This is a genomic window from Rhabdothermincola sediminis (assembly GCF_014805525.1).
Classification (GTDB): domain Bacteria; phylum Actinomycetota; class Acidimicrobiia; order Acidimicrobiales; family Acidimicrobilacustridaceae; genus Rhabdothermincola; species Rhabdothermincola sediminis.
This window is the reverse complement of record NZ_JACFSZ010000002.1, coordinates 1-20,702: the sequence shown is the minus strand read 5'-3', so window position 1 is coordinate 20,702 and position 20,702 is coordinate 1. Positions and strand designations below refer to the sequence as shown.

Here is a 20,702-nt window from a genome sequence, read left to right as displayed (position 1 = left end):
ATGCATGTGGAGGACCTGATCCTGGTGAGCGTGGACGACCACGTGGTTGAGCCGCCAGACCTGTTCGCAGGCCGCCTACCGAAGCGCTACGAGGCACTCGCTCCCCGGGTCATCACCAAGGAGGACGGCTCCGACGTCTGGCTCTACGAGGGTCAGGAGCTGCCCAACATCGGCTTGAACGCGGTGTCGGGCCGGCCACCGGAAGAGTACGGGATCGAGCCCACCGCGTTCTCCGAGATGCGCGAAGGGTGCTACGACGTCCGCAAGCGGGTCGACGACATGAACGCCAACGGCGTACTCGGCTCGATGTGCTTCCCCTCCTTCCCCCAGTTCTGCGGCCAGCTGTTCGCCCGCTCCGAGGACAAGGACGTGGGCCTGGCCATGCTGCGGGCCTACAACGACTGGCACATCGAGGACTGGTGCGGCGCGTTCCCCGGCCGGTTCATCCCCCTCGCCCTGCCGGTGCTGTGGGACCCTGCGCTCGCCGCCGAGGAGGTGCGGCGGGTGGCCGCCAAGGGCTGCCACGCGGTGACCTTCTCCGAGAACCCGGAGAAGCTCGGGTACCCGTCGTTCCACAACCCCCACTGGGACCCGTTCTGGGCTGCCTGTGAGGAGACCGAGACCGTGGTGTGCCTGCACATCGGGTCCTCCTCGCAGCTCGTGATCACCTCCATCGAGGCTCCCATCAACGTGATGATCACCCTGCAGCCGATGAACATCGTGCAGGCCGCGGCGGACCTCGTCTGGTCCCGGGTGCTCCAGGAGTTCCCGCGTCTGCGCTTCGCCCTGTCGGAAGGAGGCATCGGGTGGATCCCCTACTTCCTCGAGCGGCTCGACTACGTGTACCAGCACCACCGGCTCTGGACCGGCCACGACCTCGGGATGCTGCCTAGTGAGCTGTTCAAGCAACGCATCGTCACCTGCTTCATCGACGACGCGTTCGGGGTCGAAAACCGTCATCACCTCAACCTCGACATGATCACCTGGGAGTGCGACTACCCCCACTCGGACTCCACCTGGCCGCACTCGCCCGAGGCGCTGGCGAAGAGCCTCACCGGGGTACCGGACGACGAGGTGGACCAGATCACGCACCTCAACGCCATGCGGATCTTCCAGTACGACCCGTTCTCGGTGCGGGTCCGTGAGCGCTGCACGGTGGGCGCCCTGCGGGCGGAAGCAGCCGGGGTGGACGTGAGCGTGAAGAGCGTCGGTGACCGCCACGAGCGCCCGAGCGAGCCGATCCGGATCATCGACCTGGCCAACCGGACGAAGGTGACCCCCGCCAGCGACGACAGCTGACGCCCTTTCGTGCTGCCAATCCTGTTCTGTTCATCGCTGCGCGGTCCCGCTCCGCGCTGCGATGAACAGTTCGGTGTGATGAGGGGCCGGCAGCGGCGTTGGGGCGCTAGACAGGGCGGATGGCAGATGCCCGGGAAGAACCCGTCCGCTACCCGGCGGAATGGGAGTTCGACGCGGTGCTCGCGGACGGTGGCACGGTCCACGTCCGTCCGATCCGCCCGGATGACGCCGCCGCGCACCTGGCCTTCTTCGAGCGGCTGTCGCCAGAGACCCGCTACTACCGCTTCTTCTCCCCCAAAGCCACCCTCACCCCGGAGGAGTCGCGGCGGTTCACCGAGGTCGACTACCGCGACCGCTTCGCCTTGGTCGCGCTCCACGGTGACGACATCATCGCCGTGGCCCGCTACGAACGGCAGGGTGCGGGCCCGGACGCGGAGGTGGCCTTCGTCATCGACGACGCCAACCAGGGTCGGGGGATCGGCACCCTGCTCCTCGAGTACCTGGCCGCCGCGGCCCACGACAACGGCATCACCCGGTTCACCGCCGAGGTTCTACCGGACAACCGGCGGATGCTCGGCGTCTTTCACGACGCGGGCTACCGGACGGTCGCTCAGCTCGACGCCGGGGTCGTGCGGGTCGAGCTGCTCCTCGAGCAGACGGAGCGTTCGAGGGCCGCGGTCGAACACCGCGAGCACGTGGCGGAGGCCGCGTCGATCCGCCGGATGCTCTGCCCCCGCTCGGTGGCGGTGATCGGCGCCAGCCACGAACCCGGCACCATCGGTCACCACCTGTTCCTCAACGTGCTCGCCGGCGGCTTCGCCGGGCCGGCGTACCCGGTGAACCCCTCCGTCCCGCACGTGGCCAGCGTGCCGAGCTACCCGTCGGTGCTCGACATCCCCGGTGAGGTTGACCTAGCGGTGATCGCGGTGCCGGCGGCCAAGGTGCCGGCCGTGGTCGACCAGTGCGTCGCCAAGGCGGTGAAAGGGCTGGTGGTGATCAGCGCCGGGTTCAGCGAGACGGGCGCCGAGGGAGCGGCGCTCGAGCTCGACGTGGTGACCCGGGCCCGACGGGGCGGGCTGCGCCTGATCGGTCCCAACTGCTTGGGTATCGCCAACACCGCGGTGGGTCTCAACGCCACGTTCGCGCCCCGGGTGCCTTCCCGGGGACGGGTTGCGTTCCAGTCGCAGTCGGGGGCGCTCGGCATCGCCCTGCTGGAATGGACCGATCGGCTCGGGATCGGGTTGTCGTCGTTCGTGTCGGTGGGGAACAAGGCGGACGTGAGTGGCAACGACCTGCTGCAGTACTGGGAGGACGATCCCGAGACCGACGTGATCCTGCTCTACCTCGAGTCGTTCGGGAACCCGCGCAAGTTCAGCCGCATCGCCCGGCGGGTCTCGCCGCGCAAGCCCATCGTGGCCGTGAAGTCCGGCCGGAGCGCGTCGGGAGTCCGGGCTGCCTCCTCCCACACCGCGGCTGCGGCCAGCCTCGAGGTGGCGGTCAGCGCGCTGTTCCACCAGACGGGCGTGATCCGGGTCGACACCATCGACGAGCTGTTCGACATGGCCCAGGTGCTGGTCTCCCAGCCGCTGCCGGACGGTCCCCGGGTGGCGATCGTGGGCAACTCGGGTGGGCCTGGCATCCTCGCGGCAGATGCGTGCGACGGTGCCGGGCTCGACGTGGTCACCCTCGCGCCGTCGACACAGGCGTCGCTGCGCGCGCTGCTGGGGCCGAACGCGGCGGTCACGAACCCGGTGGACATGGTGGCCTCCGCCACCCCCGCGCACTACGAGCAGGCGTTGCGGCTGGTGCTGGCCGACGAGAACGTCGACGCGGTGATCGTGATCTTCACCCCACCGCTGGTCACCCGGGCCGACGAGGTGGCCGAGGCCATCGCGTCGGCTGTCGAGGGAGCCACCAAGCCGGTGCTGGCCAACTTCCTGGCCTCCCGGGACGTGCCGGCCGCCCTCCAGGGTGGCCGGGAGGGCCGCCGGCGCATCCCGTCGTTCCCCACCCCCGAGCCGGCGGCGCACGCGCTCGGTCGCCTGGTCCGCTACGCGGCCTGGAAACGGCGGGACCCGGGGCGGGTCCCGGTCTTCGCCGACATCGACCGGGGGCGGGCCCGGCAGGTCGTCGACGCGGTGCTGGCCCGAACCGGCAGTACCGCCACCGACACCGGCGTCTGGCTCGACGCCGGCGATGCGGTCGCGCTGCTGCGCGCCTACGGCGTCGCGGTGCTGGAGGTCCACCCGGTGTCCAGTGCGGACGACGCGGCGGGGGTGGCGGAGCGGGTCGGCTTCCCGGTGGCGGTGAAGGCCGCCGCCGGCGGCCTGGTGCACAAGACCGACGTGGGGGCGGTTAGGTTGGGGCTCGCCTCACCCGAGCAGGTCCGGGAGGCCTTCGAGCAGGTCACCGCCGCGGCCGCCGACCACGGTGGCGGTGTGGTCGTGCAGGCGATGGCCGAGTCGGGCGTCGAGACCATCGTGGGCGTCGTGCAGGACCCGGCGTTCGGGCCGCTGGTCATGTTCGGCATGGGTGGTGTGGCGACGGAGCTGTTGGCCGATCGGGCGTTCCGGATCGTGCCGGTCACCGACACCGACGCGGCGGAGGTGGTGCGGAGCCTGCGCGCCAGCCCGTTGCTGTTCGGTTATCGAGGGGCGGCGCCAGTGGCGACCGATGCGTTGGAGGAGCTGCTGGTGCGGGTGGGCGTGCTCGCCGACGAGCTCCCGGAGGTGATCGAGCTGGATCTGAATCCGGTGATCGCCACCCCGGCCGGTGTCGTCGCCGTGGACGCGAAGGTAAGGGTCCGCCCCGTCGAGCCCCACCGCCACGACGAGCTGCGCCGGGTGCGCTGAGGCCCGACTCAGTCCCCGGCCCGCACCCAGCGGGGGAGTGCTACGTCGTCGGCCACCCGGTCGAAGATCACTCGTACCGGCTCGCCGATGCGGATCGTGGCCGGGTCGATCTCCCCGAGCGGGCGTCCGGGACCGGTCACCAGGTTGCCGACCAAGCGGATGCCCGGGTCGTCGTCGAGGGTCACCACTACCACGTTGTACGGGGCCTGCTGCGCGTACGCGGGCAGCAGCGGCGGATGAGCGATGACGAACGACCAGATCGTGCCGGTTCCCGAGGTGGTTTCCCAGCGATCCTCGAAGCTGCGGCACGACGGGCACATCGGTCTCGGCGGCACGCGGCGCCGACCGCAGGCCGCGCAGGCCTGCACCCGCAGCTCACCGAGCAGGCACCCCTCCCAGAAGGGGGCGGAGTCCTCGTCGATGGTGGGCAGCAGCAGGCCCTCGCTCGCGAGGCCTCTCATCGGAGTCTGGTGCTCAGCGGTCACCGGCTTCGCCCCTCCGCAGGAGCAGCGCGCTGGTGGGCACACCCTCGCCGCTGGTGATCAGGCACGTCTCGGCCCCCGCCACCTGGCAGTACGACTCACCCCGGAGTTGTCGCACACCCTCGACGATGAGGTTGAAGCCGTGCACGTACGCCTCGCTCATCCCGCCACCGGAGGTGTTGGTGGGCAGCGATCCCCGGTCCCACTCGAGGTTGCCGTCCTCGGTGAACGCGGCGCCCTCCCCCCGCTCGCAGAAGCCGTAGCCCTCGAGCGACAGCGGCACGAGCGGCGAGAACGCGTCGTAGATCTGGGCCACGTCGACCTCCGCCGGACCGAAGTCGGCCTGCCGCCACAGCAGCTCCGCGCAAGCCCACGACGGCCCGAGCAGGGGGTCGTCGCAGAAGAAGTTGGTCATGGTCTGGTGCTGCTTGGGGATCGATTGGGCGAAGCCGTGCACCAGCGCCGGCACGTGCTTGGTGTCCCGGGCACGCTCGGTGCTGGTGATGACCACCGCACCTGCGCCGTCGGACTCGAGGCAGTTGTCGAACAGGCACAGCGGCTCCGAGATCCAGCGGGCCGCGAGGTACTCCTCGCGCGACAGGGGTTTGTCGTGCATCATCGCCCCGGGGTTGCGGTTGGCGTGCTTGCGGAACGCGAGGGCCACGTTCGCCAGCTGGTCGCGGGTGGCGCCGTAGGTGTGCAGGTAGCGGCGGGTGAGCATGGCGATCTCGTCCACCGGGCGCAGCAGCCCCCACGGGCGGGACCACTGCTGGTTGCCCCGCACCCGGCTCGACACCCCCGCCCAGGGCCGAGCCGAGGCGGCCCCCCGCTTGCGCGATCGCCAGGCGACCGCCACCGTGCACTGCCCCGTGGCCACGGCCATCGCCGCGTGGCCGACCACCGCGCAGCCCGCACCCCCGCCGTAGCCGACCTGGCCGAAGAAGGTGATGTCGTCCGTGCCGAGGTTGCGGGCGATCTCGATCTCCTCCGTGGTCTCGAGGGTGTACGACGCCAGGCCGTCGACCTCTGAGGGGTCGATGCCGGCGTCGTCGAGCGCGGCCAGGATGGCTTCGAGCGCGAGGCGCTTCTCGCTCTGGGGCAAGGCCTTGGCGAACGCCGTCTGGCCGACGCCCACGATGGCGGTGGCGTCCTTGATCCCCGAGGTGGGCACCGGCGCGCTCCTGGCCTCAGGGGGTCGGCTGGGGGGTGGATCGGGGGATGGCCAGCGCGTCGAGGGCAACCACGCCCTGGCCCTTCGGTCGCACCATCAGCGGGTTGATGTCGAGCTCGGCGAGCGTGCCCGCGTGGTCGAGGGCCAGGCGCTGGACCTTCATGATCGCCTCGACCAGGGCCCGCACGTCGGCCGGCGCCCGTCCCCGGGTGCCCTGCAGGAGCTTGTAGCCCCGGACCTCCTGCACCATCCGCAGCGCCTCGTCCTTGCCGAACGGGGGCACCCGGAAGGTCACGTCCTCGAACACCTCCACGAAGACCCCGCCGAGCCCGAACATGATCACGGGCCCGAACAGCTCGTCCTGGGACACCCCCACCACGGTCTCCACCCCGCCGCTGACCAGCTCGGAGACCAGCACCCCGTCGATGGTGGCTCTGCGGTTCGCCTTCCGGGCGGTGGCCTCCAGCTCGGCGAACGCCCGCTGGACCTCCGCGGCCGTGTGCAGGCCGACGCGCACCAGACCGAGGTCGGACTTGTGGGGCAGGTCGGGCGAGCTCACCTTGAGCACCACGGGGAAGCCGATCTCGCGCGCCGCCCGCACCGCCTGCGCGGCCGAGGTTGCGAGCACGTCGCGGGTCACGGGGATGCCGTACGCCGCGAGCAGCGCCTTGGACTCGTGCTCGCTGAGCGGGTGCCCGGCGCTGAGCAGGCGGTCGGTCCTGGCCCCGGCCGGCGAGCGCCGGGTGACGGGCTTGGCGAACGGCGAGCGGTAGCGCGCGAGGAAGTCGTGGTGGTCGAAGTAGGCACGCGCCGCCAGTACGCAGTTGTGGAAGGTGCGGAACACGGGCAGCCGGGATCCCAGCAGCACCTCCGTGTAGACGGGGTCGGTGCTGTCGGGGGACCCCCACACCACCAGGATCGGCTTGTCGGTGCGGGCGGCCGCGTCGACCAGGCTCTGGGCCATGGGTCGGCTCATCGAGGCCAGCGCGCCGGTGATGGGGCAGATGAGCATGTCGATGTTCGGGTCCTCGAGGATCGTCTGCACGATCTTGGGGCCTCGCTCGTCGGCGGAGGGCGCGCCACCCGAGTCGACCGGGTTGGAGACCCGCAGGTAGCCCGGGATCCACTCCCGCAGTGCCTGCCGGCTGGCGGGGGTGAGCTCGGCCAGCTCGAGGCCGGCGGCGGCGACCAGATCGGCCATGTGCGCGCCGGTGCCCCCCGAGATGGCGTAGATGCACACGTTGCGCCGGCCGGGCTGTGCCGGGGGCTTGGTGCGGGCGAGCGTGGCGGCCACGTCGGTGAGCTCGTCGAGCCCGTCCACCCGAGTGATGCCGTACTGGCGGAACACGGCGGAAACCACAGCGTCGGAGCCGGTTAGGTGACCGGTGTGGGACTTGGCCATGGAGCGGCCCTCGTCGGTGCGGCCCACCTTGACCGCGACGATCGGCTTGCCGGCGGTGGCCGCGTGGTCGGCGGCGAGCATGAGGGTGCGCCCGTCCTTGAACCCTTCTACGTAGGCGGCGATGACGCCGACCTCGGGCTGGTCGGCGAAGTAGGCGGCGAAGTCGGCGAACTCGAGATCGGCCTCGTTGCCCGTCGGCGCCCAGTGCGACAGGGCGATGCCCTGCTCCTGCGCCTGGAACACCGGTCGGCCCTGGTGTCCGCTCTGGGTGATGAGCGCGATCTTCGGGGGTGGCAGGTCGCGGAAGGTCTCGAAGGCGTTGAGGTTGGTGTTCGGTCCCAGCACGTGCGTGCTGCCGGTGGCGATGAGCTGCTCGAGTCGCCGCTGGAGCGCCTCGCCCTCCGGGCCGACCTCGTTGAAGCCGGCGGCGAAGATCACCGCGAAGCGGGGCTTCTTCTCCAGCACGGTCTCGAACATCTCCACCGCGTTGCCCACCAGGATCGCGGCGAGGTCGAGATCGCCGGGGATGTCGAGCACGGAGCGGTAACAGCGCACCCCGTCGACCTGGTCGCGGTTGGGGTTGACCGGGTAGCACTCGGCGCCCGCCTGCTCCGCCCACTGGCGGATCTTGCGCCACATGGCGCTGTTGGGCCGCCCGGCGGAGTCGCTGGCACCGATGACGGCGACGGTCCTGGGCCGGAAGAAGGTGTCGAGGTCGATCTGGCGGAGGGCGGTCGGCCGGCCCGTCACGTCGGTCCGTGGAGCGGTCATGCCCCGACCTTATCTGACGCTCATGTCAGCTAGCAGTGGACTCCACTACGCTGCCCGCATGAGCCGAGAGGCCGTGATCGTCGACACCGTGCGCACCCCGATCGGCAAGCGGAAGGGCGCGCTGTCGGGCTGGCACCCCACCGACCTGCTGGCCCACACGCTGCGGGCCTTGCTCGACCGCATCGGCGTGGACCCCGAGCGCATCGACGACGTGGTCGGCGGGTGTGTGACCCAGGCCGGTGAACAGGGCTGCAACGTGACCCGCAATGCTTGGGTGGCGGCCGGTCTCCCACAGTCGGTGCCGGCCACGTCGGTCGATCGCCAGTGCGGTTCGTCGCAGCAGGCGGTGCACTTCGCTGCCCAGGCGGTGATCGCCGGCTCCTACGACCTGGCGATCGCCTGCGGTGTCGAGTCGATGAGCCGAGCCCCCATGGCCTCGAACGCAGCTGGCGGTACGGGCCCGTTCTCGGCCGACTTCCTCGAGGCCTGCGATGGGCAGTTGATGACCCAGTTCGAGGTGGCACAGATCCTGGCTGGCCGGTTCGGCATCACCCGCCGGGAGATGGACGAGTACGCGGTGCGCAGCCACCAGCGGGCCCACGAGAGCACGGTCGACGGGCACTTCGGGCGGGAGATGGTGCCCGTGCCCATCAAGGACGAGGAGGGCCGCGAGACCGGCGAGCTGCTCACCGCGGACGAAGGCATCCGCCCCGAGACCACCGTCGAGGTGCTCGCCGCGCTCGACAGCGCCGCCAAGTGGGACCCCTCGATCGCGCCCGACATCACCGCGGGCAACTCCTCGCAGATGAGCGACGGCGCCTCCGCGATGCTCATCGCCGACCGGGCGGTGGCCGAGCAGCTCGGCTTGCCGGTGCGGGCGCGGATCAAGCACATGGTGGTGGGGGCGGACGACGCAGTGCTGGTGCTCTCTGCCCCCAACCCGGTCACCCGCAAGCTGCTGGCTCGTACCGGCCTGTCGATCGGCGACTTCGACGCCATCGAGTGCAACGAGGCCTTCGCGGCCATCGCCCTCATGTGGGCCAAGGAGTTCCAGCCAGACCCAGAGCGGTACAACCCCCGGGGCGGAGCCATCGCGCTCGGTCACCCGCTCGGCGCCAGCGGCATCCGCATCATGACCACGCTGCTGAACCACCTCGAGGCCACGGGGGGGCGCCTGGGCTTCCAGACCATGTGCGAGGGGGGCGGCCAGGCGAACGCCACCGTGATCGAACGCCTCGGCTGACCCGCCGGCTCGCGGTTGCGTGGGCTCGGGGCTGCTGGAGGGTGTGCAGGCGCTGGAGGAGCTGCTCCGAGCGCTGGACGCCGCAGCGGGTCACCTACTGGCCGAGCTCGACGACCGATGCGCAGACCAGCCGCCCCCGCGGCTGGAGGTGACCCTGGTGGTCAACGCGCTCGATCCCACCAGCGGGGCCTGCAGCACCGACGGGGTGGTACTGGCTGACGGCAGCGTGGGCACGCTGCTCTGCGACCCCGAGCTGTACCCGGTGGTCGTCGACAGCCTCGGGGTGCCACTCGATTTCGGGCGTGCGGTGCGGTATGCCACCGTGGCCCAGCGCCGCGCGCTGGCGCTGCGAGACGAGGGTTGTGTGTTCCCCGGCTGTGACGCCCCGATCAGCTGGTGCGACGCGTACCACCTCGACGAGCACCCCCACGGCCGCCAGCGAGCTGGTCCGGCACCACCCCCATTTGAGCCATCGGAGTCCGTGGGCGAGCCGCGGGCGAACTCACCGGAGCGCGGCCATTGCCTCCATCTGCTCGAGATGGTGCGCGAGGCTCCGGCTGCGGAACCGGAGGTTCACGACGGTGGCGCCCGCCTCGACCGCCGCGGCGATCGCCTGCTCGGCACCGGCGGGATCGCCGAGGGGGTCGATGGGCGGCTCCGGCCACAGCACGACTTCCAGCGCCTGTGCCCGCCGGGCCCAGGCCTCGCTGCCGCGCGCCCGATCGAGCATCTCGCGCACCTGAGCCGTCGCCAGCCCGAAGGGCACCCACCCGTCACCGAGCTCGACCGCCCGCCGCAGTGAACGGGCGCTGCGCCCCCCGACCCAGATCGGCGGCGGTCGCTGCACGCCGCTCGGATCGACGACGAACCCGTCCACCTCCCGCCGTCCGAACGAGGCCCGCAGCACCCCGAGGGTCTCGTCGGCGCGCCGTCCCCGATCCTCGAAGCTCGCGCCCAGCAGTTCGAACTCCTCCCGCAGCGAGCCGACGCCCACCCCGAGGATCAGCCGGCCGCCGCTCAGCAGGTCGAGGGTGCCGTAGCGCTTCACGATGGCCAGCGGATGGTGGTAGGCGAGCACCAGCACGTGGGTGGCCAGCCGGATCCGCTGGGTGCGCGCAGCCAGGAACGACAGCGTCGCCGACGGATCCCAGTAGCGGGTTCCCCGTGTGTCGTCGTACGCAGATGACACGGCGACGTGTTCGCTGCAGGTCAGGTGGTGGAAGCCCAGGCGGTCCGCGGCCTGCGCCACGGCCACCACCTCGTCGACCCCGGCGCGTTCCTCCCAGGGGTTGTGGGCGCGAGGGTTGAGCGTGACGACCGGGGTGATGATCCCGAGCCGGGTCACTTGCGGGGGAGCTTGATCGCCTTGTCGGCGATGATGTTCTTCTGCACCTCGGTGGTGCCCGCGCCGATCGACGTGTAGCGCTGGAACACGTACAGCCGGTTCCACGCGCCGCCGTCGACCGCGTCGGGGGCGCCCTTCGCCATCATCCCGTACGGGCCGAGCAGGTCGACGGCGAGCTCGGCGAGGGTCTGCGCGAGGTGGCTCCACTGCAGCTTCGCCAGCGGCACCTCCGGCCAGTTCTTCTCGTTGCGCAGGATCTTCGACAGCGCCCGGTAGTTGAGCAGCTTCGTGTACTCGATGTCGGTGTGAGCCCGGGCGATGCGCTGCCGGATCTCGGGGTCGTCGAGCGCCGCCGGGTTCACCGCCTTGGCCAGGTTGATCATCGCGTCGAGGTCGGCGCGCATGCCGATGGCGAGCCCGGCGGTGCCCACCCGTTCGGAGCCCAGGGTGCCCATGGCGACCAGCCAGCCCTCACCTTCGCCACCGAGCCGGTAGTCGACCGGCACCCGGGCGTTGTCGAAGAACACCTCGCAGAACATCTCCTCACCGGCGATGTCGCGGATGGGTCGCACGTCGATGCCCGGTGCCTCCATGTCGATGATCAGCGCGGTGATGCCCTCGTGCTTGCGTCCCTCGGCGATGGCGGCTGGGTCGGTGCGCACCAGGAACAGGCCCCACTTGGCGATGTGCGCGCTGGAGATCCAGATCTTCTGCCCGTTGAGCACGTAGTCGTCGCCGTCGCGGATCGCGAGGGTCCGGAGGTTGGCCAGGTCGCTGCCGGCTTGCGGCTCGGAGAAGCCCTGACACCAGTGGTCGTCCGCGTTGAGGATGTTGGGGATCCACCGCTGCTTCTGCTCGTCGGTGCCCCACCGGATGATCATCGGCCCGATCTGCCACAGGCCGTTGGCGTTGTAGATGCCCGGTGTGCGGTACCTCGCCATCGTCTCGGAGTACACGACGTTCTGGGTGACCGTCGCCGCCCGGCCGCCCCACTCCTCCGGCCAGCTGATCGCGGCCCAGCGCCCTTCGTTCAGCTTGCGTTGCCACGCCCGCCGGCGCTCCATGGCGGCGATGATCCCGCCCGAGCCGGGACCGGCTGCGTCGTCACCGCCATCGCCTTCGTGGGGGTGCTCGGCGAGGAACTTCTCGAGGTTCTCGTCCAGCCACTCGGTGAGCTCGGCCCGGAATGCCTCGTCCTCGGCGGTGTAGGCGAAGTCCATGGTGAGAAAACTAACATCCGTGTCAGGTTTCTCCCTTCCCCCGTCGCCTACGCCCGAGGTTCGCCGCTCATGGAGTTCACGTTCAGCGCCGAGCAGGACCAGCTCCGTGACGCCGTGCGGTCGTTTCTCGCCGCGCAGAGCCCGCCGAGCTACGTCCGCTCGATGATGGAGCAGGAGCGCGGCTTCACCGACCAGGTGTGGGGCCAGCTCGTCGATCTCGGTTGGACGGGGGTGCTGGTCCCCGAGGCCCAGGGTGGTCTCGGCCTCGGGATGGTCGACCTGGTGGTGCTGATGGAGGAGATGGGGCGCGTCGTGTTCCCCGGGCCGTTCTTCTCGTCCGCAGTGCTCGCCACCCTGGCGGCCCGGCACCTCGGCCTCGAGGACCGCCTGGCGTCGCTGGCCTCCGGCGCCACCCGTGGCACCGTGGCCCTCGAGGAGGAGGGTCATGGCGACGTGGTCGACCGGGTGCGGACTCGGGCCAGCCGCAAGACCGGCCGCTGGCTGTTGCACGGCACCAAGCCGGTGGTGCTCGACGGGCACACCGCGGACTGGGTGCTGGTGGTGGCCCGCACCCAGCAGGGGATCGGCACCTTCCTGGTAGAAGCCCCGCGCGCGGAGCTGGTGCCCACCTGGGACCTCACCCGCAAGGTGGCCCGGCTCGAGCTGCGCGACATGCCCGCGGAGCGGGTGGGCCCCGACGGCGATCACACCCCCATCTGGCGGCGGGTGGTCGACGACGCGTGCGTGGCCCTGTGCGCGGAGCTCGTCGGGTCCATGGAGGCCGCGCAGGACCTCGCGGTCGAGTACGCGAAGACTCGGGTCCAGTTCGATCGGCCGATCGCCACCTTCCAGGTGATCAAGCACAAGATGGTCGACATGCTGCACCGCATCGAGCTGTCACGGGTCGGCACGCACTACGCCGCGTGGGCCTCCGACGTGGAGGACCCGGTGCGGGCCGAGGCGGCGGCGATGGCCAAGGCCTACGTGCCGGAGTCCGCGAACGCGGTCGCCGGCGAGTGCATCCAGATCCACGGGGGGGTGGGCTTCACCTGGGACTGCGACGCGCACCTGCACTACCGCCGAGCGAAGCAGAACGACCTGCTGCTCGGCTACCACGGCATCCACCGGGAGCGGGTGGCCGACCTGGTGCTGAACCCCGCCTGAGCGACCACGCCCCCGAGCGGGCCACGGGCCGGCCGGGGTCGTCGCCGCTCAGCCCTGCACCTCGACGGTGCCTACGAAGGCCTCGAGGGCGTCGGTGGTCCACGCGAACTGGCCGCTCGGCAGCTCGACCGCCACGCTCGCCCCGGGCTCGACACGCTCGCGCTGCAGGTCGGGGCTGCTCGGCAGAGGACCGTCCTTGATGGTGACCGTGTAGGTGGTCTGGCCGGTGTTCCGCCACGTGACCGGGGTGCCGAGCGCGACCGTCACGTATCCGGGGCAGACCTGCTGGTCGGAGAAGCGCACCACCGCTTCTTCGGCGGTCATGACCTCACCGGGCATCTTGCTGTCGCAGGCATTCGGCGCGCTGTTGCGAGGCCCGGTGGTCGGCGCCGGCGCGCCGGGCGCTCCCACCGTGGTCGTCGGCGGAGCGGCCCGGTCAGTGTCGGTCCCGCCGCCGCTCCCACCGCGGTTCGAGCAGCCGGCGAGGGAGGCGGTGAGGACCACGGCGAGGGCGGCGGTGGCGGCGGCGATCATGGCACGGCGGGGAGTGGACATGGTCAGATGATGCCCGCTTCCACCGCGGAGGCGAACTCCTCCTCGCTCAGCCCGACCAGCCCGCGCCATACCTCGCGGTTGTGCTCGCCGAGGCGGGGCGCGCTCGAGGGCGCCGGGAGCTCCTCGCCCACGAAGCGGGGGAATGGGGCTTGCTGGCGTACCGGGCCGATCACCGAGTCGACCACGGTGACCAGGTCGTGGCGGGCCTGCATGTGCGGGTCGGCGGCGATGTCCGCCGCGGTGTACGCGGTGGCGACGGGCACGTCGTGGTCGATGCAGCGCTGCTCGATCTGCGCGGCGGTGAGCGAGCGGGTCCACGCCTCGACGATCCCGTTGATCTCCTCGGCGTTCGCCGCCCGCTCCGCCAGGCGGGCGAACCGGGCGTCGGTCGCCAGCTCGGGGCGGTCCATGGCCGCGCACAACCGGCGGAAATTGGCGTCCGAGCCAGCCACGATGCACACGTACTTGCCGTCCGCGGTGGGGTAGTTGTCCAGCGGGGCGGAGTTGGCCAGCCGGTTGCCCTCGCGCTCGCGCACGATGCCGAGCCGGTCGTAGCCGGCGATCGTCCACTCCAGGATCCGCAGCACCGACCCGTACAGGCAGGCGTCGACCACCGCGCCCGCGCCGATGCGGCGCGCGTCGCGCCGGTAGAGCGCGGCCAGCGCGGCGTGGGCCGCGAACACCCCGGTGAGGTAGTCGCTCACGGTCACCCCCGGTCGCACTGGAGGGCGATCCGGGTAGCCGGTGAGGTGCAGCAGGCCTCCGTAGCCGATGCCCAGGCGGTCGAGCCCCGGCCGCAGCGACGAGGGCCCGTCCTGCCCGAAGACCGAGATGCGCACCATCACCAGCCGGGGATCGAGGTCGGCCGGGCCGACGTTCCAGCGCTCCATCGTCCCCGGCCGGAAGTTCTCGCACACCACGTCCGCGTGGCGGCAGAGGCGGCGGAAGAGCTCCTGCCCCTCGGGCTTGCGAAGGTCCAGGGTCACGCCCTTGCGGCCCCGCCCCTCCACCGACCAGAACAAGGAGTGCCCGGGCCCGTCGTCGCCCTCGACGGGCACGAAGGGGCCGATCTCGCGCATGAAGTCGCCGACGCCGGGCTGCTCGACCTTGATCACCTCGGCGCCCATCTCGCCGAGCAGTCCGGCGCAGAACGGGGCCGAGATGCGGGTCCCGACGTCGATGACCCGCAGCCCTTCGAGCGGGCCGCCCATCTAGGCGTCGCCCCGATCGCGAGCCTCGAAGACCTCCTTCATCGATCCCATCTGCTCGCGTTCGGCCAGTTTGCCGAGCGCAGTCGCGGTGTTGTGGGTGAAGTGGTGGGCCATGAAGTGGAAGTTCCACGAGTGGCGCTTGCCCATGAGCTCGAAGGTGTGGTTGATGGAGTCCTTGATGCGCTCCGCGGTCACGGGGGGCACGAGTGCGATCTTGGCGGCCATGGCTCGGGCCGCCGCGGCCAGCTCGGATCGGGGCACGACCTGGTTCACCATCCCCAGCCGCCAGGCTTCGCGTGCGTCGATCTCGTCGCCGGTGAGCAGGAACTCCTTTGCTTTGCGGATGCCCAGCTCCCACGGCTCCACCAGCAGCTCCACCCCCGCGCCGCTCATGCGGGCGACGGGGTTCTGGAACACCGCGTCGTCGGCGGCGACGATCAGGTCACACATCGCGGCCAGCATCAAGCCCGCGGCGATGCAGCGTCCCTGCACCGCGGCGATGGTGGGCTTGCGGAACTCGTAGAGCCGAACGCAGCGGTCGAAGTACATCTGGCGCTCGTGGCGGAACTTGCCTTCGGCGGTGGCCCGGCGGCGCTGCAGCTCGGGATCCGCGCTCGGCCCCACCAGTTCCTTCAGGTCGTGGCCGGAGGAGAAGTGCTTACCGGCAGCAGCGAGGATCACCACCCGCACGCCGTCGTCCGCGTCGGCGACGTCGAGGGCGCGGTCGAGCTCGTTGATCAGCTGTGTGGACTGCGCATTGGCCTGGTCGGGGCGGTTCAGGGTGATCGTGGCCACCGGGCCGTCGACGTCGTACAGCAGGGTCTCGAACTCGCTCATCGGGTCGCGGTCTCCTGCCTCGGCTCCCGGGGCAGGCCGAGCACCCGCTCGCCGATGATGGTGCGCTGGATCTCGTTCGTGCCCGCGAACACCGAGGCCGCGTGGTAGTAGAGCCAGCTCCGCTGCCATCGGCCACCACCGGGGTTGCCCGACGCCCCCCACCACAGCGGCGCCGCGTCGGCGAGCACCGCCATCGCCGTGTCGTGCAGCCGCTTGCTCATCTCGCTCCAGTACAGCTTCAGCGCACTGCCTTCCGGCCCGAGCTCGCGCCCGTGCTCGAGACGGGACAGGGACCGCCAGTTGTGCAGCTGGAACAGCCTGACCTCCACGTAGGCCTCGGCCAGGCGTTGCTGGAGGCGAGGGTCGTCGAAGCGGCCCTGCTCGAGGGCCAGGCGTAGCAGCTCCTCCAGCAGTTGGGCGTGGATGACGAGCTGGCGCGGGTTGGTGCCTCGCTCGTGGGTGAGCGTCGAGGAGGAGACCCGCCAGCCCTCGTTCTCGGCGCCGATCAGGTTCTCCTCCGGGACGAACGCATCGGTGAAGAAGACCTCGTTGAAGTCGTACTCGTCGGTGATCTGGCGCAGCGGGCGGACCTCCACCCCGGGCTGGTGCATGTCGATGACGAACGCCGAGATGCCCTGGTGCTTCGGTGCGGTGGGGTCGGTGCGGGCGAGCAGCAGCCCCCAGTCGGCGAACTGGGCATAGGAGGTCCATACCTTCTGCCCGTTGATCCGCCAGCCGCCCTCGACCCGCTCGGCCCGGGTGGCCAGCGCGGCGAGATCGCTGCCGGCGCCGGGCTCGCTGAAGAGCTGACAGAACAGCTCGGAGGCGTCGAGGATCTTCGGCAGCCAGCGTTCTCGCTGTGCGGCGGTGCCGTGGGCCAGCAGGGTGGGCCCGACGAGGTTGACGCCGATGCGCCCCACCAGCTCGGGGGCGCGGGCCCGTGCCAGTTCCTCCTGGACGATGTAGTGGTGCAGCGGCCCGGCGCCGCGCCCGCCGTATCGCTCGGGCCAGGTCACGCCGACCCATCGGCCCTCGGCGAGTCGGCGTTGCCAGCCGCGCAGGAAGGTGACCTCCTCGGCCAGGTCGTCGAAGTGCGGGGGGAGCCCCTTGCCGTACTCCCAAGGGAGGTTGGCTTGCAGCCATGTCCGGCACTCGGCCCGGAACGCCTGCTGCTCTGGCGTGGGAGCGAGGTCCATAGGCGGGCCAATCCTAGACGGCGGCACCGCGGGGACTGACACGGACGTCAGGTATGGTCTGGCCGTGGACTTCGACCTCTCTGCCGACCAGCTCGCCCTGCGCGACGCGGCTCGTGAGCTGCTGGCCGGCTACGCGTCGCCGGCGCAGGTCCGGGCGGTGGTCGATGCCGGTGGCGGGTTCGACCCGAGACTGTGGGCCGCGATGGTCGAGCAGGGCTGGACCGCGATCGCGCTCCCGGAATCCTGCGGGGGTCTCGGGCTCGGCTTCGTCGAGGTGGCGGTGCTGCTCGAGCAGGTCGGTGCGCACGTGGCGCCCGCGCCGGTACTCCAACAGATCGTCGCTCTGGCGATGCTGGCGGAAGCCACACCGGAGTGGGTCGAGCCGCTGGTGAGTGGGCGGTCCATCGCCACCATCGCCTGGGGGCCCTTGTCGGCACAGGAGGCCGGTGATGGCTGGGTGCTCACCGGTCGCTCTGAGCCCGCGGTGTTCGCGCCGTCGGCGGACGTGGCGGTGGTGCGCTCGGACGAGGCGGTGTTCGCGGTCGATCTGCGTGCCGGTGGACGGCCCGCAGTGGAACCGGCGATGGATCGCACCCGCGAGGTGGGCTGGTTGGCCTTCGAGGCCACGCCCGCGGTGCGCCTCGGGGGAGTCGAGGCGCTGGAGCGGTTCTGCGACCTGGGGGCCACGGCCTACTCGGCCGAGCTGCTCGGGATCGCGTCGCGCTCGCTGGAGCTGGCGGTCGCCCACGCCAAGGACCGGGAGCAGTTCGGGCGCCCGATCGGATCGTTCCAGGCGGTCAAGCACCGGTGTGCGGACATGCTCGTCGATGTGGAGGGGATGCGCTCCAGCGCGTACTGGGCGGCATGGTGCGTGGCCGCGGACGACCCCGAGCGATCGATCGCGGCGTCGACGGCCAAGATTTGGTGCTCGGACGCGGCGCGCCGGGTGACCGCGTCGGCGTTGCAGGTGCACGGGGGGATCGGCTTCACGTGGGAGTCCGACGTGCACCTGTTCCTGAAGCGGTCGCAGCTCGACGAGCGAGCCTTCGGTGACACGGTGTTCCACCGGAACCGGCTGGCGTCGATGCTACGGGCGCGGGTCGAGGCGGGTGAGAGCGTGATCTGAAACGCCGTTCGGGTTGTCGTTGCGGATCGTGGTTCGGGGGCTACGGAGGGTCCGCGATGTGACGGATGCCGCTTGAGGGGTGGTGCTGGTCGTTCGTAGCGTCCGGAGCCGCAACGGCGAGGGCGGATCTGGGAGGGCTTCGATGCGCCGTGTGCTCGGTGTGTTGGTGCTCGTCTCGGTGCTCGGTGTCGTGTTCGCCGGGTGTGGTGGCGGGAGTGAGGGGGAGGGGTCGGCGCCGGGCTCGTCGCCGGCTCCTCCGCCGTCTTCGATGGTGGAGTCGACGAGCACCACGACCCAGTCCAGCTCTGATGAGGAGGCCATCCTCGCCTCGGTTCAGGGCTACTGGCAGGCGTTTCTCCTAGCGAACGACCCACCAGATCCTGCGCTGAGCCCCCGGTAGTGGTCCACCTGTTGTGCGAGTCCGATGCCCCACGATGGGGCGAAGGAGGACCACGACATGGCCAAGCGACGGCGGCATACGCCTGACCAGATCATCCGCAAGCTCGCCGAGGGCAACAAGCTGCTCGCGGGCGGGACCGAGCTTGATGAGGTGTGCCGGCACCTGCAGATCACGGCGTCGACCTGGCATCGCTGGGTGGCGCAGTACGGCGGCATGAAGGCGTCCGACGCCAAGCGGCTCAAGGAGCTCGAAGGTGAGAACGCCCGGCTGAAGAAGCTGCTCGCCGAGGCCGAGCTGGACAAGGCGATGCTGCGGGAGATCGCGGAGGGAAACTTCTGACCCCGAACCGGCGGCGCAGCGCGGTGGTGATGCTGCGCGACCGGTTCGGGGTGTCGGAGCGACGAGCGTGCACGGTGGTCGGCCAGCACCGCTCCACCCAACGGCTCGAGCCGCCCGCCCCAGCAGCGGACGAGGCGTGGCTGCGGGCCTGGCTGCGGGACTTCGCCCAGCGGCGACCCCGGTGGGGGTGGCGGCGCGCCGCCAGCGAGCTGCGCCGGGGCGGTCATCGGATCAACAACAAGCGGGTGCAGCGCCTGTGGCGCGAGGAAGGACTGCGGGTGCCGTACAAGAAGCGCAAGAAGCCCCACCGCGGGATCGGCGTCGCCGTCGGTGCTATGTGCCCGATCCGGCCGAACGTGCTGTGGGCGCTCGACTTCCAGTTCGACACCACCGTCGACGGCCGCACCCTCAAGCTGCTCAACGTCGTCGACGAGTACACCCGGGAGTGCCCCGCCATCGTCGTGGACCGGCGCATCGACGCCGACCGCGTCGTCGCCACCCTCGACGCCATCGCCGCCGTGCGCGGCTTCCCGGTCTACCTGCGCTTCGACAACGGCAGAGAGTTCATCGCCCAAGCCGTCGCCGACTGGTGCCGGTTCAACGGGGTGAACACCATCTTCATCGACCCCGGCTCACCGTGGCAGAACGCCTGGATCGAGTCGTTCAACAGTCGTCTGCGCGACGAGCTGCTCAACCTCTGGCACTTCGACAGCCTCCTCGAAGCCCAGGTGCTCATCGAGGACTGGCGGATCGACTACAACACCAACCGACCCCACAGCGCCCACGGCGACCTCACCCCCAGCGAGTTCGCCCAAGCCTGGACCACCCGACACCAACCAGCACTCGCATAGCAGCTGGACCACTCATCGGGGCCCGCTCAATCCCAACCACCCAGCATTGCGGTCGGTGATGGCTGGACCGGCCTTCACGACCACCGTGAATCGAATCGAGGAGCGTCAGCGTCTTCAACAGGTTGTTCGTCTGCCGAGTGCTTCTCAGTTTCTGAGCACACCCCAGCTCGAATCAGTGGACCACGGGGCTGCAACGGTCCTCGACTGTCTCGTCGACGACACGATGGTGATCGATCAGCCATCAGGCCTCGTGTTGAACTCCAAGGTGAGCACCTTCCTGTTCCGACTCAAGATGGCGCGCCTCGGAGAGGGTTGGTTCGTGACCGACGTCGAGCAGATCACCCGCTGGGATGGTGTGACGCAGTGCGAGTAGCTGCGGCGCTTCTTCTTGTCGCCGCCGTCGGCGTGTTCGGCACACGGCCAGCTATTGCGGACTCGGCCGATGGTCAGGTGACGGTAGGCGCGTCGATCGCGTCTGGTTCTCCGACGGCGGTGGTGGTGGTGGGGCCGTCGGGGGAGTTGGGGCGTTTCCGGTCTGGTCGTGGTGGCGGTGGCGGGTGGGTGTGTTCGTATTTCGGTTTCGAGTTGTCGGGGTCGAGTGGGTCGAGCATGGCGGTGGATTATTCGGGTGGGCCGGTCCAGCCGGAGCGGGGGATGCCGTATCTGTTGGCGTGCCGTGATGAGACCGGCAACGTGGTGTACAGCCGGTTGGTGGTGTTCGATCCGGCCGATCCGCTGGGGGGTGTCGCGGCGGCGGAGCGGGCGGCGCAGTTGGCGTTGGAGCAGCTCCCGCTCCCGGTGCCGGAGATCGGGTTGAATCCGCCGGGTTTCCAGTTGGTGGGGGTGCCGACGTGGTTGTGGGTGAACGGCCCGTGGGTGGGGTTGTCGGCGTCTGCGTCGATCGGGGCGGTGAGCTCGACGGTGACGGCGGTGCCGACGCGGGTGAGCTGGGATCTGGGTGATGGCACCAGGGTGGTCTGTGATGGTCCGGGTGCCGTGTACGACCCGAGCCGTCCGGTGGCGGGTCAGGTGAGTGGGTGCACGCACACGTTCGTGTGGTCGTCGGTGGGTGAGCCGTCGGGGGTGTTCGTGGTGACGGCGACGGTCACCTATGCGGTGGGTTGGGTGGCGAGCACGGGTGAGGCGGGGGATCTGGGGGTGTTGGAGCGTTCGTCGAGCGTGCCGGTGCGGGTGGTGGAGGTGCAGGCCGTCATCCGCTGAGCAAGCTGCGCAGCGCC

At 70.5% G+C, this 20,702-nt stretch carries 17 protein-coding genes; 8 read left to right on the top strand and 9 right to left on the bottom strand.

The window, feature by feature from the left end; genetic code table 11:
• Together HZF19_RS01635 and HZF19_RS01630 are read left to right on the top strand one after the other, a co-directional pair.
• Window positions 1-1,299 carry an amidohydrolase family protein gene (locus HZF19_RS01635; RefSeq protein ID WP_208026994.1) on the top strand — a complete coding sequence of 433 codons (1,299 nt, stop codon included), beginning with the start codon at window positions 1-3 and terminating at the stop codon, window positions 1,297-1,299.
• A 119-nt stretch (window positions 1,300-1,418) separates the two neighbouring features.
• Entirely contained in the window at window positions 1,419-4,151 is a 2,733-nt protein-coding gene (locus HZF19_RS01630; protein ID WP_208026993.1) for a bifunctional acetate--CoA ligase family protein/GNAT family N-acetyltransferase, read from the top strand.
• Between the two features lie 8 nt (window positions 4,152-4,159).
• On the opposite strand, the gene HZF19_RS01625 is transcribed toward HZF19_RS01630, so the two are convergent.
• The 3 genes from HZF19_RS01625 to HZF19_RS01615 are packed head-to-tail and all read right to left on the bottom strand — an operon-like array spanning window position 4,160 to window position 7,977.
• Window positions 4,160-4,612, bottom strand: coding sequence for a Zn-ribbon domain-containing OB-fold protein (locus HZF19_RS01625; RefSeq protein WP_208026992.1), 453 nt, complete (start codon window positions 4,610-4,612; stop codon window positions 4,160-4,162).
• Window positions 4,613-4,625: 13 nt separating this feature from the next.
• Complete coding sequence (locus HZF19_RS01620; RefSeq protein ID WP_208026991.1) at window positions 4,626-5,804, bottom strand: thiolase C-terminal domain-containing protein; 1,179 nt, start codon at window positions 5,802-5,804, stop codon at window positions 4,626-4,628.
• A gap of 16 nt (window positions 5,805-5,820) precedes the next feature.
• Window positions 5,821-7,977, bottom strand: a complete 2,157-nt coding sequence (locus tag HZF19_RS01615; RefSeq protein ID WP_208026990.1) for an acetate--CoA ligase family protein — start codon at window positions 7,975-7,977, stop codon at window positions 5,821-5,823.
• A gap of 58 nt (window positions 7,978-8,035) precedes the next feature.
• On the opposite strand from HZF19_RS01615, the gene HZF19_RS01610 reads away from it, so the two are divergent.
• Window positions 8,036-9,220 (top strand): thiolase family protein, encoded by a 1,185-nt coding sequence (locus HZF19_RS01610; RefSeq protein WP_208026989.1) that lies wholly within the window; start codon window positions 8,036-8,038, stop codon window positions 9,218-9,220.
• A gap of 502 nt (window positions 9,221-9,722) precedes the next feature.
• On the opposite strand, the gene HZF19_RS01605 is transcribed toward HZF19_RS01610, so the two are convergent.
• Entirely contained in the window at window positions 9,723-10,565 is an 843-nt protein-coding gene (locus tag HZF19_RS01605; RefSeq protein ID WP_208026988.1) for an LLM class F420-dependent oxidoreductase, read from the bottom strand.
• Window positions 10,562-11,785, bottom strand: a complete 1,224-nt coding sequence (locus HZF19_RS01600) for an acyl-CoA dehydrogenase family protein (RefSeq protein ID WP_208026987.1) — start codon at window positions 11,783-11,785, stop codon at window positions 10,562-10,564. The genes HZF19_RS01605 and HZF19_RS01600 overlap by 4 nt, the downstream gene beginning before the upstream one ends.
• Before the next feature lie 69 nt (window positions 11,786-11,854).
• On the opposite strand from HZF19_RS01600, the gene HZF19_RS01595 reads away from it, so the two are divergent.
• Window positions 11,855-12,949, top strand: a complete 1,095-nt coding sequence (locus HZF19_RS01595) for an acyl-CoA dehydrogenase family protein (protein WP_208026986.1) — start codon at window positions 11,855-11,857, stop codon at window positions 12,947-12,949.
• A 48-nt stretch (window positions 12,950-12,997) separates the two neighbouring features.
• On the opposite strand, the gene HZF19_RS01590 is transcribed toward HZF19_RS01595, so the two are convergent.
• From HZF19_RS01590 to HZF19_RS01575, 4 genes are read right to left on the bottom strand one after another with little or no spacing between them, the layout of a single operon-like run.
• Complete coding sequence (locus tag HZF19_RS01590; RefSeq protein ID WP_208026985.1) at window positions 12,998-13,504, bottom strand: cupredoxin domain-containing protein; 507 nt, start codon at window positions 13,502-13,504, stop codon at window positions 12,998-13,000.
• Between the two features lie 2 nt (window positions 13,505-13,506).
• Entirely contained in the window at window positions 13,507-14,715 is a 1,209-nt protein-coding gene (locus HZF19_RS01585) for a CaiB/BaiF CoA transferase family protein (protein WP_208026984.1), read from the bottom strand.
• Complete coding sequence (locus tag HZF19_RS01580) at window positions 14,716-15,552, bottom strand: enoyl-CoA hydratase (protein WP_208026983.1); 837 nt, start codon at window positions 15,550-15,552, stop codon at window positions 14,716-14,718.
• Entirely contained in the window at window positions 15,549-16,748 is a 1,200-nt protein-coding gene (locus HZF19_RS01575; RefSeq protein ID WP_208026982.1) for an acyl-CoA dehydrogenase family protein, read from the bottom strand. The genes HZF19_RS01580 and HZF19_RS01575 overlap by 4 nt, the downstream gene beginning before the upstream one ends.
• 64 nt (window positions 16,749-16,812) lie before the next feature.
• Between HZF19_RS01575 and HZF19_RS01570 the strand changes: the two genes are divergently transcribed.
• The 4 genes from HZF19_RS01570 (at window position 16,813) to HZF19_RS01555 (ending at window position 20,685) form a co-directional block, all read left to right on the top strand.
• Window positions 16,813-17,874, top strand: coding sequence for an acyl-CoA dehydrogenase family protein (locus HZF19_RS01570; protein WP_208026981.1), 1,062 nt, complete (start codon window positions 16,813-16,815; stop codon window positions 17,872-17,874).
• Between the two features lie 457 nt (window positions 17,875-18,331).
• A protein-coding gene (locus HZF19_RS01565; RefSeq protein WP_208026980.1) for an IS3 family transposase occupies window positions 18,332-19,464 on the top strand; the annotation gives its coding sequence in 2 pieces (ribosomal slippage) (window positions 18,332-18,596 and window positions 18,596-19,464; 1,134 coding nt in all).
• A gap of 55 nt (window positions 19,465-19,519) precedes the next feature.
• Window positions 19,520-19,837, top strand: a complete 318-nt coding sequence (locus HZF19_RS01560; RefSeq protein WP_208026979.1) for a hypothetical protein — start codon at window positions 19,520-19,522, stop codon at window positions 19,835-19,837.
• 236 nt (window positions 19,838-20,073) lie between these two features.
• The gene (locus tag HZF19_RS01555) at window positions 20,074-20,685 is read left to right on the top strand and encodes a hypothetical protein (protein ID WP_208026978.1); all 612 of its coding nucleotides are present in this window, start codon (window positions 20,074-20,076) and stop codon (window positions 20,683-20,685) included.
• Window positions 20,686-20,702 lie beyond the last annotated feature (17 nt).